The 13,221-nt window shown below is 62.7% G+C and carries 9 protein-coding genes; 5 read left to right on the top strand and 4 right to left on the bottom strand.

Going from position 1 to position 13,221, the window contains the following annotated elements; all coding sequences use genetic code 11:
- The first annotated feature begins 11 nt into the window (after positions 1-11).
- The 5 genes from PLD_RS00990 to PLD_RS00970 are packed head-to-tail and all read left to right on the top strand — an operon-like array spanning position 12 to position 9,397.
- The gene (locus PLD_RS00990) at positions 12-1,724 is read left to right on the top strand and encodes a DUF2138 domain-containing protein (protein ID WP_159889041.1); all 1,713 of its coding nucleotides are present in this window, start codon (positions 12-14) and stop codon (positions 1,722-1,724) included.
- On the top strand, positions 1,709-2,368 hold the full coding sequence (locus tag PLD_RS00985) for a DUF1175 domain-containing protein (RefSeq protein WP_159889039.1): 660 nt from the start codon (positions 1,709-1,711) through the stop codon (positions 2,366-2,368). Before PLD_RS00990 ends, PLD_RS00985 begins: the two co-directional genes overlap by 16 nt.
- Positions 2,365-6,942, top strand: a complete 4,578-nt coding sequence (locus tag PLD_RS00980) for an alpha-2-macroglobulin (RefSeq protein WP_159889037.1) — start codon at positions 2,365-2,367, stop codon at positions 6,940-6,942. Before PLD_RS00985 ends, PLD_RS00980 begins: the two co-directional genes overlap by 4 nt.
- Before the next feature lies 1 nt (position 6,943).
- Positions 6,944-8,587, top strand: coding sequence for a DUF2300 domain-containing protein (locus tag PLD_RS00975; RefSeq protein WP_159889035.1), 1,644 nt, complete (start codon positions 6,944-6,946; stop codon positions 8,585-8,587).
- A 3-nt stretch (positions 8,588-8,590) separates the two neighbouring features.
- On the top strand, positions 8,591-9,397 hold the full coding sequence (locus tag PLD_RS00970) for a YfaP family protein (RefSeq protein WP_159889033.1): 807 nt from the start codon (positions 8,591-8,593) through the stop codon (positions 9,395-9,397).
- A gap of 39 nt (positions 9,398-9,436) precedes the next feature.
- Here the strand turns inward: PLD_RS00970 and PLD_RS00965 are convergent, their stop codons facing one another.
- From PLD_RS00965 to PLD_RS00950, 4 genes are all read right to left on the bottom strand, one after another.
- Positions 9,437-10,519, bottom strand: coding sequence for a dienelactone hydrolase family protein (locus PLD_RS00965; RefSeq protein WP_159889031.1), 1,083 nt, complete (start codon positions 10,517-10,519; stop codon positions 9,437-9,439).
- 178 nt (positions 10,520-10,697) lie between these two features.
- Positions 10,698-11,036: a hypothetical protein gene (locus PLD_RS00960; protein ID WP_256674526.1), complete on the bottom strand. Its 339-nt coding sequence runs from the start codon at positions 11,034-11,036 to the stop codon at positions 10,698-10,700.
- Positions 11,037-11,638: 602 nt separating this feature from the next.
- Entirely contained in the window at positions 11,639-12,166 is a 528-nt protein-coding gene (gene ppa / locus PLD_RS00955; RefSeq protein ID WP_011063696.1) for an inorganic diphosphatase, read from the bottom strand.
- Positions 12,167-12,406: 240 nt separating this feature from the next.
- Entirely contained in the window at positions 12,407-13,219 is an 813-nt protein-coding gene (locus tag PLD_RS00950) for a zinc-dependent peptidase (protein WP_159889029.1), read from the bottom strand.
- Between the last annotated feature and the right edge of the window lie 2 nt (positions 13,220-13,221).

The raw sequence follows: 13,221 nt of genomic DNA, 5'->3' as shown, positions 1-13,221 counted from the left end.
CTTTGTGAATCATGAGCGAAAACAGCGCATCCCCGGCCGCCGGCGTCCCCGGTACTGAACAATCCGCCAGCAAGCGCCGCTGGCCGGCCCTGGTCGTTGGCCTGTGCCTGGTGGCAGCGGCAATCACCGGCGTGGGCTGCAAGCCCAAGACCTCGGTGGAGCAACTGGCGGGCGACAAACTGGGCCTGAGCCGGCCTGATGGCCTGCTGGAAACCCATTCCCTGGCCCAGTTGCCCAAGGACTTGCTGGCGGTGCCTTTTCTCAAGGAAACCCTGACCGAGGACTTCGTCTTCTATTACCAGAACCAGGCCGACCGCCTGGGGCTGATCGGTAGCCTGCGGCGGATCATCTACGAGCACGACCTGAAGCTGCAGGACAACCTGATCGAGCAACTCTTCGACCAACCAGCGGATGTGGCGTTGTGGCGCGGTACCGACGGGCGTCTCAAGGACTTTCTGCTGGTGATGGACCGTGGCGGCTTGGCCAAGCTGCTGGAGCCCTTGGCCAAGGTGGCTCTGGACGATACGCAACTGAGCAAGCTGGCGCAGCTTGAGGTCGGTGGCGATGCCGTGACCCTCTACCAGTTGAACTACAACGCCGGTAAATCCCTGGCGTTTGCCTCTCACGGCGACAAGCTGGTGGTGCTGTCCAACCCAGCCAAGCTGTATGACCCCAGCACCGGCGCGGACGATGAGCACGGCGCGGTTTCCACCAGCGCCCTGCAAGCGCTGTTGAACGGCGACAAGCTGTTCCCCGAGGCTTTTGGTCTGGAGGCACGCAAGCCTGAGGTGCAGCAGCGGTTGACGGTCAACGCCAGCGTCCTGGCCATGGGTTACCAGCGGTTTATCCCTAACTTCGCCGGCCTGCGTTTCGACATGGACGACAAGGGCTGGCACAGCTATCTGGCCATGGACGAGCAGGACAACCAGCCGAACTTCGACTTCCAGCCGATCTGGCAGGCCATGCCCATGGGCGCCAGCGCCTGCGTGGCGCTGCCATTGGCGGCGCAGCAGCAGAAGCCGCTGCTGGCCAAACTCGGCGCCGAAGAAGCGGTGGCCGCCGCCCTGACCGAGCACATGGCCGGCACCGCTGGTCTGTGCTGGTACGCCGATTCGCGGCTGTACACGCCGCTGCTGGTGGCCGGCCTCAAGGACAAGGACAACGCCGGGCTCGATGGGGACCTGGGCACGCTGTTCGGTTCCATGGTCGGGTCCAGGGAAAGCAAAGTGGCGGAGCGCATCTTTCCGGTGGTGGAACAGCACAACGGCGACGTGCACCAATGGCAACGCCAGGTCAGCTCCAACTTCGGCCAGTACCCGGCCAAGCAAGCCCCGGACCCGCAAGCCATCACCGGTCGTGCTTTCATGCAGGTCAGCCTGGCCCGCCACGGCTCGACCCTGGTGTTTTCCCTGGACGACAAGCTGGTGAGCAAGGCCCTGGACACCCTGGACAAGCGCTTCCCGCCCCTGGCTGACGTGGTGCCACAGGAAGCGCTGATGCCGGTGTATTTCGGGCCGCAATCGCTGGCGCAACTGATCCAGCAGGAAACCTTCGACAGCCTGCCCCAGGACATGGAACCGGTGTTCAACAACGCCGCGCAAACCTACCTGGTGCCCAAGCTGCGCAGCCTCGGGGGTTATGGCAAGTACGCCCTGACTTTGCCTGAAGGCAGTCAGCCTAACGGTCAATGGCAATGGTTGCCGCTGCAATGGCGCGCGCTGTGAGTGCATGGCGCAAAAGTCTGTCCAGCCTAGGCCTGTTGGCTTTGTTGCTGAGCAATGCCGTGGGCGCGACCCAGGTGCCGCCGTTGGACGTGCAGCAGTCCCAGGTGTTTCGCGCCTGGTTCGTGCGCATTGCCCAGGAGCAACTGAGTCAGGGCCCGAGCCCGCGCTGGTATCAGCAGGACTGTGCGGGGCTAGTGCGCTTTGCCGCCAACGAAGCGCTCAAGGCCCACGACAGCAAATGGCTGCGGGCCAACGGCTTGTCCAACCGCTACCTGCCGCCGGAGCTGCAACTGAGCGAAGGCCAACGCGGCCTGGCCCAGCAGTGGCAACAGGGCGGTGGCCGGACAGGTCCCTACGTCAATGCCATCAAGCTGATCCAGTTCAACAGCCATCTGGTCGGCCGTGATCTGGGGCAGGCGCGCCCTGGCGACCTGCTGTTCTTCGATCAGGGCGACGACCAGCACCTGATGATCTGGATGGGTCGCAACATTGCTTATCACACCGGCACCACCACCCCCACCGACAACGGCATGCGCTCGGCTAGCGTGCAGCAACTGATGACATGGAAGGACACCCGATGGATCCCCGACTCAGCCAACCCCAACTTCATCGGCATCTATCGACTGAACTTCCTCACCCAATGAGCGAATCGCGTATGTCCTGTTTTCTGTTTCGCCTGACCCTGGCCTTGACCCTGCTGGCCCCGGTGGCTCTGGTCAACGCCGACGATTCGGTACCGTCCAGCGATTATGCGGCGGTCTCCGGTGAGAGTTTCTTCCTCCTGGCCGACAGCAGTTTTGCCAGCGACGAGCAGGCCATGGTGCGCCTTGAAGCCCCGGGCCGTGATTACCGGCGCTTTCGCATGGAGCCTTATGGCGGCGCCGACATCCGGGTGTACCGGATCAACCAGCCGCTGGACTTTCTCAAGCGCCAGAAGAACCTGCACCGCGTGGTCAGCGATGGCCAGTTCAAGGGCGAGGGGTTGTCCAACACCCTGGCCTACCTGTGGGACAACTGGTACCGCAAGTCGCGGCGGGTGATGCAGCGCGCCTTTTCCTACGAGTCGCGCAAGCAGGTCATCGAGGAGGTGCCGGAGCTGAAGATGGGCAACGCCATGCTGGCGCCAACGCCGTACGACGCGCAGCCGCAGTTCGCCTTGATTCCGGGGTTGCCGCTGGTGACGCAGTTCCGTTATCCGCTGTGGCAGGCTAAACCGATCCAGCCGCCGGCCGGGGTTAATCTGTCCGGCTCGTCGAGCCAGTTCATCAGTGTTGCTCCGGGTAACGTCTACATTCCATTGGGGCAACTGAAGCCGGGCCTGTATCTGGTTGAAGCCCTGGTGGGCAAGTACCGCGCCACCACCATGGTTTTTGTTTCCAACACCGTGGCGGTGAGCAAGATCGCCGGCGACGAACTGTTGGTCTGGGCTGCGGGTAAGCATGAAGGCAACTCGGTGTCCAAGGTCAATGTGCTGTGGACCGACGGCCTCGGCGTGATGAACAGCGGCGCCACCGACGAGCAGGGCCTGGTACGCCTGAAACACGTCAGCCCCGAGCGCTCCTATGTGATTGGTGAAGACCAGGAAGGCGGGGTGTTCGTCTCCGAAAACTTCTACTACGACAGCGAAATCTACGACACCAAGCTCTACGCGTTCACCGACCGGCCGCTGTATCGCCCGGGAGACTGGGTGTCGCTGAAAATCGTCGGCCGCGAGTTCAAGAACGCTCGGGATTCGGTGCAGCCAGGCGCCGGTACGGTGAACGTCAGCGTACTGGATGCCGCCGGCACCGCGCTGCAGAACCTGACCCTGAATCTTGATTCCAAGTCCGGTACCCAAGGCCGTTTTCAACTGCCGGAAAACGCCGTTGCGGGCGGTTACGAATTGCGTTTCAGCTACAAGGATCAGGTCTACAGCAGTGCCTTTCGCGTGGCTGAGTACATCAAGCCGCACTTCGAGATCTCTTTGAGCCTGGCCAAGCCGGACTTCAAGACCGGCGAGCCAGTGAAGGGCAATCTGGTGCTGCTGTACCCGGACGGCAAGCCAGTGGCCGACGCGCGTCTGCAACTGAGCCTGCGGGCCCAGCAGTTGTCCATGGTCGATAACGAATTGCAGTACATGGGCCAGTTCCCGGTGGAACTGACCAGCACCGAGCTGACCACTGACGCCAAGGGCAACGCCACCCTCGACCTGCCGGCGGCAGACAAACCGAGCCGCTACATGCTCACCGTGTTCGCCAGCGATGGCGCGGCCTACCGGGTCAAGACCACCAAGGAAATCCTCATCGAGCGCGGCGCGGCCAGTTTCAGCCTCAGTGCCCCGCAGCGCTTCAGCGCCGCCGGCGACAAGGTGCAGTTCAGCTACGCCAACCAGAACACCAGCGGGCAGAGCAAGAACGTCAAACCGAGCCGCTACAGCTGGGTCCGCCTGGAAGACCAATCCACCGGCGATGGCCCGCTGGCTGCTGCCGACCAGGGATTTGCCCTGGCGTTCGAGCGCCCAGGCACCTACAACCTGACCCTGCGCGACGAGCATGATCGGGTATTGGGAGGTACCAGCCACTCGGTCACTGGCGAGGGCGTGAAAGCCGTTCCGGGCACCGTGGAAATCGTCCTCGACAAACCCGAGTACAAGGCCGGTGACGAAGCTCTGGCGTTGATCACCTTCCCCGAGCCGATCAACGATGCGCTGTTGTCGCTGGAGCGCGACAAGGTCGAGGCCACCGCGCTGCTGTCCAAGGGCGGTGACTGGCTGAAGGTGGAAAAACTCAGCCCTACCCAATACCGCGCGCGCGTCCCGGTGAAGGACAGCTTCGCGCCGAACCTGACCTTCTCCGTGCTCTATACCAAGGGCGGGGAATACAGCTTCCAGAATGCCGGGATCAAGGTGCTGACGCCGCAGATCGATGTGGCGATTCACACCGACAAGGACAAATACCAGCCGGGTGATCTGGTCACCGTGGACCTGTCCACCCAGCTCGCCGGCAAGCCGGTGCCGGCGCACCTGACGGTGAGCGTGGTGGACGAGATGGTCTACGCCCTGCAACCGGAAGTGGCGCCGAGCATCGACCAGTTCTTCTATCACCCACGGCGTAACAATGTGCGCACCAGCGCCAGCTTGTCGTTCATCAGCTACGACGTTGCCCTGCCGGGCAGTCCAACGGCGCCGGGCAAGGCCAACCGCAGCGAACGCGGGGTCAAGGTGCTGGAGCGGCCGCGCCGTGAAGACGTCGACACAGCGGCCTGGCAGCCGGAGCTGGTGACCGATGGCGACGGCAAGGCGCGGTTTACCTTCCGCATGCCTGATTCCCTGACCCGCTGGCGGATTACCGCCCGGGCCATCGCCGATGACGGGCACGTCGGGCAGAAGAAGCAGTTCGTTCGTTCCGACAAGCCGCTGTACCTGAAGTGGAGCGGCCCGACTCGCTTGCGCACGGGCGACAAGCCGGACCTGGGGGTGTTTGCCTTCAACCAGTCCGAGTTGCCGACCAAGGCCGAGTTGCTGGTGCATTACGCCGGCGAATCCCAGCGCCTGCCGCTGGCCTTGAACAGCGGTATCAACTACATCGCGCTACCGGCCATGGTCCCGGGCAAGGGTGAGTGGCGCGCTGAGTTGTTACAGGGCGGCAAGACCGTGGATGCGCTGGCCGTGCGCTTGGCGAGCAGCGCGGTCGGTTGGCAAGCGGTGCAGACCCAGAGCCTGGACGTGGTTACCACCAGCACGCCGCTGGGCTTGCCGAGCGATGCCGCGCAAATCCGCCTGCGTCTGGACGACAGCCCGCAAGCGTTGTTCCGTTCTGCCCTGGATGACTTGCTGGAGTACCCGTACGGCGGCGTCGAGCAGACTGCCAGCCAGTTGCTGCCGCTGAGCGTGGCTTACCCGGCGCTGGCCAGTAATCCGCAGATTCGTGATCGGCTGCGCCTGATCATGCAGAACAGCCGCCTGCGCCTGGTGCACATGGCGGGGCCGGACGCGGCGTTTACCTGGTGGGGCGAAGACGCTGAAGCGGATGCGTTCCTTACGGCCTATGCCTATTACGCTGACTGGAACGCGAGCAAAGTGCTGGACCTGAACCTGCCGCCGGAGCACTGGCAGCGGGTGCTGAATGTCTACGCCAAGCAGGCCGGCAATACGCCGCTGTTGCAGCGGGCGCTGATCCTGTCCTTCGCCCGTGAAATGAACCTGCCGATCAACACCCTGGTCAGGGGGCTGATGGAGGATCTGGCCAAGGCTGGTGCAGGTCCTGATGCCAGCATGAATGACAACGGCAGCGACAGCCTGGTGATGGAGGACCCGGATTCGGCCCTCGGCCTGGCCAGCGCCCGAGTGTTGACCGCGGCCCTGGCGCGGGACGCCAAGGTCACGCCTGCGCCTGCATTCGTGAGCCAGTTGGAGGAGGCGCAGCAGCAGTTGGATCTCAGTTCACAGCCGTTCGCCCAGGCGTTGAACCTGTCTTTGAAACCGTTTGACCAGGGTGCTGCACGGGCCTTGCTGCAGCGTTTGTTGCCGTCGCAGTCGACCCTGGAACGGGCCCTGGCCCTGACCTGGCTGCAACACAGCGTGGCGCAATCGGCACCGACCGTGGCCCTGAAACCGGGCCCTGGCTGGCAACAACAGCAAGGTGCCAGTGGCGAGAGCTACTGGCAGTGGCAGGGGCCGCAGATTCCCGCCGTGCTGAGCCTCAACAGCCTGCCGGAGCGTCCACTGCGGGCCTCGGTGAGCTACCTGAGCCAGCTGGATCCAGGCACGCCGTCGCCGGTGACGATCACTCGCCGCCTGCTGCGTCTGGTGCCGGGCGACGAGGCGTTCACCTTCAAGCTGGAGCCAGTGGGCAGCAAACCGATTGCCAGCGATGGCCTGTACCTGGATGAGCTGATCATCGCCAACGAGGGCAATCGACCGCTGCTGTACGGCATGCTTGAGGTGCCGTTGCCGCCGGGGGCTGATGTCGAGCGCACCACGTGGGGAATCAAGCTGGCCGGGGCTGCGGGCATGCAAGCGGCATCGTTGGAAAAGGCCCGCTTCGAGCCGGGGCAGATGAGCTATGCGGTGCCGCTGGATGCCTTGAATGAAGGCAGTGAAGTGCGTCTGCGGCACTTGATCCGCTTCTCGCAAAAAGGCCAGTTCAACTTGCCGCCGGCCCGCTACTACCAGGTCTACGCACCGGAGCATCAGGCTCAGGAGCGTAACCCGGCGCTGGGTCGGGTCTTGGTCAAATAACATGCCGCGGCGTTGGCTCTGGTTGTGCCTGTGTTTGCTACCTGGGTGGGTGATCGCCCAGGACGAGCCGCTGCGTCTGGCCTGGAAAGCCGCCCCGGACAGTGAGTTGGTGAGTCTCTCCAAGACTCAGGTACTGGCTCGCGAGCCGCTGCCGAGTGATCTGCAGGCGCCACTTGGCAGTGTCTGGAAGCTCTTCGTCTATGCCTGGCTGGTGGACACTGGCGCCCAGGAGCCGGCCTACGCCTGCCAGGGCAAGTCCAAAGAAGAGGTCTACTGCTGCTCGGTGGGCGGCAGTATCGCCAGGGACCAGGCGCTGGTGCGTTCCTGTGGTCTGTATTTCGAGCCTCAGCGCTTGCAGGTGTCCGCAGCTGATTGGCGGCAGTACTGGCAGGCCCGCAAGGCTCCGGACTGGTTGCAGGACCTGAACCGGCTGCAACCGCAAACCCGGGTACCGGTGGCGCAACTGTTGCAGACGCTGGCGTTGCTGCCGGCTCAGGACACTGCTCGCCGGGTGTTACTGGACGTGGTGCTCAAGGCCGGCGACGGCGCGGTGGTGGGCGCCCTGGGTTCACGCCTGCGGGTCAAGACCTGGAGCTGGCTGGGTGATCACGACCGACTGTCGCGCCAAGGCGGCTTTGCCGGCTGGCTGGCCGATGGCACGCCGCTGTGGGTGGGCGGCCGTGGCACCAGTCAACGGGTGTTGAAAGACTACGCTGAGGTGCTGAACCAAGTACTGCCGCAGCGTCCTGCGCCGGAAAAAGGCCGTTGCGTGGAAGTCAGCCTGTTCTCGCGTTATCCACTGAAAAGCGTCAGCCACAACGGGCAAATGGCTCAGCCGGGCGCTCTGCAAGGGGATTATCAGGTGGCGTTCGCCAACGGTAATCAGTTGGCTATCCATAGCGCCGGCGAACTCTTTCTGCAACGCGGTGCCTCGGCCCTGCAACTGGTGGCGCGCCTGGACCGTGAGGAATACGTGGCCCGGGTGCTGCAACGCGAAGCCAGGAGCGAGCCGGTGGAGGCAGCCAAGGCTCTGGCCGTGGCCATTCGCACTTACTTGTTGCAGAACGCAGGCCGCAGCGGTGAGTGCCTGAGCATTGATGACAGCAGCAACCGTCAGCGGGTCGCCCCGCGTCCGGCCAGCACCGAAGCCCGAGCCATTGCCGCCTGGACGGATGATCTGGTGCTGGCCGGCACCCAGGTCACTTATCACTCGGACTTGAGTGCGCCGGACAAGCTGTCCTGGCAGCAGGCGGTGGAGCAGGCCCGAGCCGGGCAGCGTTATGACGCCATCCTGCTGCACGCTTATCCCCGTGCCAGCCTCAGTCGCTGGGACAATCCACAGGCGTCATGCGAACCCTTGCCTGCGGCCCAGGACTGGCTGCTCAAACAGCGCCGAGGCTGGCGCCGGCCGTTGCAGCAAGAGGTGGGCTACAACGAAATCAGTCAGTTCGCGGTCTGCCGGCTGGGCTTCGGTCGGCCTTACGTCGACCGCGAGCGACAACGCATCTACGTGCGCGGCGTACTTTCGCTGCAAGACCGTCTCGACCTGACTCACGAATACCTGCACCTGGCCTTTGAAGCGCATCCCAATGGCCAGGATGAAACCTACATCGAAGGGCTCGCCCGCCACCTTATATTGGAATAGGCCATGAAACTTCCTGCTCCCCCGGTCCTCCTGTTCCTTTGCGGAATGTTCAGTCTGCCCGTGGCCCTGGCCGACAGTGGCATCCAGCTCGACACCCCCAAAGGTGGCTGGCGCACCCGCGCCGTTGATGGCGAACAATACCGTCAGACCGTCAACTATCCGGCCTCTTCGGTGAACACGCCCGAGGGCCAGGCCGATACCGCACGGATTCGCGGACAGATCAAAGGCACGCCCAAGGCCGAGAAACAGCCGGGCAAACTGATCGTCAATGGCGTCAGCATGCCGCTCAAGTTCGACCAGCAGGGCGGTTTCGATCGGCCGTATTCCTTCCCCAATGGCAGCAACAGCCTGGAAGTGCGCAGCCCCGATGGTCAATTGCGCAAGCGCGTGCAGTTCCTCAACACCGGTGGTGGCGTGACTCCGCCCAAGCTGCGGGTGCTGCTGTCCTGGGACAGCGATAACACCGACCTCGATTTGCACCTGGTCACCCCGGATGGCGCACGTGTCTGGTACGGCAATCGCGTGGCACCCAATGGTGCGGCCCTGGATGTGGACGTGACCACCGGTTACGGCCCGGAAATCTTCTCCATGCCAGCACCGCTCAAGGGCCAGTACCTGGTGTATGTGAACTACTACGGCGGTGGTTATCGTCGTGACGACGGACAAGAAGACGCTGTGCAAGCCCTGACCACCGCCCAAGTGACGGTGATCACCGAAGAAGGCACGCCGGATGAGAAGATCGAATCGTTCATCGTGCCAATGCGCGCACCGGGAGAACTGACCCTGGTGCGCAGCTTCAGCTATCCATGATCGAATCCGGTGTCTTGCGCCGCCGGGTGTTTGGCCAGATCAAAGATTCAGGACGAACTTCAGGTAGCCCGGATAGGCCTTGCGCCAGTCGCCCTGGAAGGTGTGGCCTTCGGCATGTTCATGGCTCTGGACCTGGTTTCCGGGTTCCAGGGCCTGCTGCGTGGTGGCGGTGAGCTTCTGGTTGCTCTCGTGCTCCTTGGCGCCATGGACAATGACGATGCGCTTGTCCCGGGCCTTGGTTTCGCCGAATGGAATCCGGTAGCCGCCGGGGGACAGCAGCAACGCGCCGCTGTACTGCTGAGGGTACTCGGCGATCAGGTGCGAGGCGTGCTCGGCGCCTTGAGAGAAACCCATCAGAGCAATGCGCGAGCGGTCGATACGAGTCTGTTTTTCCAGTGTCTTCAACGCCGCGTTGACCGCTTTCTGAGTGGGCGCTACAGAATGCTGCTGCCACATGAACTGGTGTTCATCGCGCTTGAGGGTACCGTTGATGCCCACCAGCACGGCCTTCTCGCCCACGAGGTCCGCGCGCATATCGATACCGTCGCTGCCCTCGGTACCGAATCCCGACAGCCAGACCACCACCGGCCAGCCTGCGGCTGGCGCCTTGCCCTGAGGAATGCTGAAGGCCGCCAGGCCCGCATCCTTGGCCTTGGCTGGGTAGTTTTTCTCGGCGGCCTGCAGCAGCTTCTGGTAGGCCGGATCCTGTTGCAGGTGTTGCAGTTCGTCATCCTCCTTGAGGATCACCCACTGCCAGAAACCGCGTTCGCGGGCCTGATCGAGGAATTCGGCGGCGCGTTTGTTCTTGTCCATGGCGGCCAGGCTGCCAGCTGCCTGGTAGGAGGCGTAGGCATTTTTCGGGTCCAGGCGCGCAGCGGTCAGGTAGTAGGCGAGAGCACCGGCATAGTTGTCGTGCTGGCTCTTTTCGTTATCCCCGGCTTCGATGAAATCCGCCGCACTGGCGTCGTCCAGGTACAGGTTGGCCATACCGGCCAGGCCTTGCCAACGGCCCTTGGCGACGTCCTGTTGTGCGTCGGCGTGGGCGCACACGCAGCTCAAGGACAGGGCGCTAAACAGGCAGAATAACGAGAGTGGCAGGCGTACGGCGGCCGGCAGCGGCATGACTGAGCGTCCTTTTTCAGTGAGATAGATCCCGGGCGATGCCCGAAGCGGCGCGCAGCTTAGCATGGGTAGTTCGTTGGTTTAGGCGCGTGCTGGATAGAAACCATGCCACCGCTGGTGATTGACACTCAATGTGCGCTGTTGAATGTCGTATATGCCCATGGGGATACCAGGTGAATTACTGAAACGACCCGCAGATCGCGTTGCCCCGGTAGCTGTGCATGATCGGTCCCAGAAACAGGAAGGGGCCGCAGGCGTAGAAGTCCGATGCCATCTTCTGGCTTGAATGCAGCAGCGGCGTTTCAACCCCGTTGATGTCGTTGCCGTATGCGGTCGCGCTGCTGTACGACTCGCAAACCGGCAGCTTAAGGGGAATGGGAATGATGACCGCCCATAGGGTGGTGCCGCACCAATGGCGCTCGGACGCGGTCTTTTCCGTCCGGGTGATGACGGGAGTCTTGCCACTGTCGATCAATTGCGTGTGAGCCGCGGTTCTCGACACTCGTTTATCGGGCATATCCACCCAGGCGCCGACGCAGCCGCATAGGCTAAGGGCGGTGAGCGTGGAAGCCAAGAGGCTTGTGATGGTCCGGCGCGATGAGCGGATGCATGTCAGGGCATGCGCCTTGCGAACGGGGGTGAAGGGGGTTGCTAGGTAGACTGGGGCGTGCATCCTGCACCTGCTGTCGGAGTGGCTGTGCCTTCCCGCACCCGGGTTTCAGGCATTAAAAAGCCGGCTTGTGGCCGGCTTCTCGGGGACTGGCTTGGTTCATTTTTGGTAAACCGCACCAGCCTTCAAAACGTACACCCAGCTCTTGCGGCTGGCTGTGGGACTGGGCAGGAAAGTCATCCGCTTCGTCGGGCGATCTGACCGCAGAAAGGGTCGATGCGCAAATGTGGGGCGCAGCATACGCATATTCGCCGGCAATTCCCAGTGCGAAGCGCTATCCGGAGGCCCTGGGGACGAAAATAGTGCGTGGGAATTTGTTGCCGGGTGCGTGTTTGGTGCGGCCTTGTTGGCTGGCAAGACGACTGCGATGGGGGGGAACAGGTACGAAAAAGCCCCGATCACTCGGGGCTTTCTCTTGAAGCTTGTCGCTCGAAGCTTAACGCTGCTTCTCAGCCTTTATAGGCGGCAACCGACTTCAGGATCTCGGCGCGGGCTGCATCGGCATTGCCCCAACCGTCGATCTTCACCCACTTGCCTTTTTCGAGGTCTTTGTAGTTCTCGAAGAAGTGCTTGATCTGTTCCAGCAGCAGGGCTGGCAGGTCGGTGTATTCCTTCACGTCGACATACAGCTGGGACAGCTTGTCGTGAGGAACCGCGATCACTTTGGCATCGCCGCCGCCGTCGTCGGTCATGTTCAGGATGCCCACTGGACGGGCACGGATCACCGAGCCTGGCGCTACTGGGTAGGGGGTCACGACCAGCACGTCGAGGGGGTCGCCGTCGTCAGCCAGGGTGTTGGGGATGAAACCGTAGTTGGCCGGGTAGAACATGGGGGTGGCCATGAAACGGTCAACGAACAGGCAGTCGCTGTCTTTGTCGATTTCGTACTTGATCGGCGCGTGGTTGGCCGGGATTTCGATCGCGACGTAGATGTCGTTCGGCAGGTCTTTGCCCGCCGGAATCTTGCTGTAGCTCATTGGGCGTTGCCCCCGTTAGTTGACCAAATGACTTGGTCGGATTGACCAAAAAGTGGCGGCGATTATAGACACACTCCGCTACCGATGCTACGTGCCAAGGGTCGTAGAACCTTGGTTGTACTGTCGCGCAGAGCTGTTCGGGCGGGCCGTGCGACCGGCGGTTTTGCCATCGGTCGGCAGGCGGGACAGTGGTCTTTCAACTGGCCTTCAGATGAACAACTTAAACAGCGCGACAGGACATTAGTGGTGCGTTTGATAGACCGGGTCTTGAGCTTGAAGTTGCTGTAGCCGGGCCAATGGATTCTGCCGATAAAACAACTGCAACTGTTCATAGACTTTCGGATAGGCCGCCACTAACAAGTCTGGTGCACTGAAGAAGTATTCGCTGGTGACGGCGAAGAATTCCGCCGGGTTTTCCGCTGCGTAGGGGTCGATGGCGGTTTCGGCGTTCGGGTCGTGGTCGAGTCGTCGGTTGAGGTCGTCGTAAGCGTGTTGCATGACCTGGGCCCAGTCGCTCACGCGCATGTCGCTGTGCAGCGGCGGCAGGCCATTGGCGTCGCCGTTGAGCATATCCAGCTTGTGGGCCAGTTCGTGGATCACCAGGTTGTAGGCTTCCCAGCCGCCACTGGCCAGCACCCCAGGCCAGGCGAGGATAATCGGGCCCTGCTGCCAGGCTTCACCGCTGTGCTCGCCGTCCCATTCATGCTCGATACCGCTGGCATCGCGGTGGCGCTGGGGGCTGAGGAAGTCGTCGGGGTAAAGAATGATTTCATGGAAACCCTGGTACCAGTTCAGGTCGCCCAGGTGCAGCAATGGCAGTTGCGCCTGGGCGGCCAGCAGCAGGCGTTGCTCCTGATGCAGCTCCACGCCGGGCAGGGCGGTGAGGTGCTTGTCGTCGAGAAACAGCACGCTGGCTTCCCGCAGCCAACGGTCCTCGGCGGCGTTGAGGCCGTCGAGGAAGGGCAGGTGCTGACGCACCCGTTGCCAGGTTTCATCACTGACCGGATGTTTGGCCAGCCGGCGCTTGCGGCGCCAGGCGCTGAGGGACCACATAC

This window comes from Pseudomonas sp. LD120, from assembly GCF_009861525.1.
In the GTDB taxonomy this organism is placed as follows: domain Bacteria; phylum Pseudomonadota; class Gammaproteobacteria; order Pseudomonadales; family Pseudomonadaceae; genus Aquipseudomonas.
Note: the sequence above shows the minus strand (reverse complement) of the source record. Positions and strands in the feature narration are given on the sequence as shown.

Excerpts from the sequence above, each read along its gene's own strand:
- PLD_RS00990 (WP_159889041.1), top strand. The coding sequence starts at position 12 with ATGAGCGAAAACAGCGCATCCCCGGCCGCCGGCGTCCCCGGTACTGAA.
- PLD_RS00985 (WP_159889039.1), top strand. The coding sequence starts at position 1,709 with ATGGCGCGCGCTGTGAGTGCATGGCGCAAAAGTCTGTCCAGCCTAGGC.
- PLD_RS00980 (WP_159889037.1), top strand. The coding sequence starts at position 2,365 with ATGAGCGAATCGCGTATGTCCTGTTTTCTGTTTCGCCTGACCCTGGCC.
- PLD_RS00975 (WP_159889035.1), top strand. The coding sequence starts at position 6,944 with ATGCCGCGGCGTTGGCTCTGGTTGTGCCTGTGTTTGCTACCTGGGTGG.
- PLD_RS00970 (WP_159889033.1), top strand. The coding sequence starts at position 8,591 with ATGAAACTTCCTGCTCCCCCGGTCCTCCTGTTCCTTTGCGGAATGTTC.
- PLD_RS00965 (WP_159889031.1), bottom strand. The coding sequence starts at position 10,519 with ATGCCGCTGCCGGCCGCCGTACGCCTGCCACTCTCGTTATTCTGCCTG.
- PLD_RS00960 (WP_256674526.1), bottom strand. The coding sequence starts at position 11,036 with ATGCCCGATAAACGAGTGTCGAGAACCGCGGCTCACACGCAATTGATC.
- ppa (WP_011063696.1), bottom strand. The coding sequence starts at position 12,166 with ATGAGCTACAGCAAGATTCCGGCGGGCAAAGACCTGCCGAACGACATC.
- PLD_RS00950 (WP_159889029.1), bottom strand. The coding sequence starts at position 13,219 with ATGTGGTCCCTCAGCGCCTGGCGCCGCAAGCGCCGGCTGGCCAAACAT.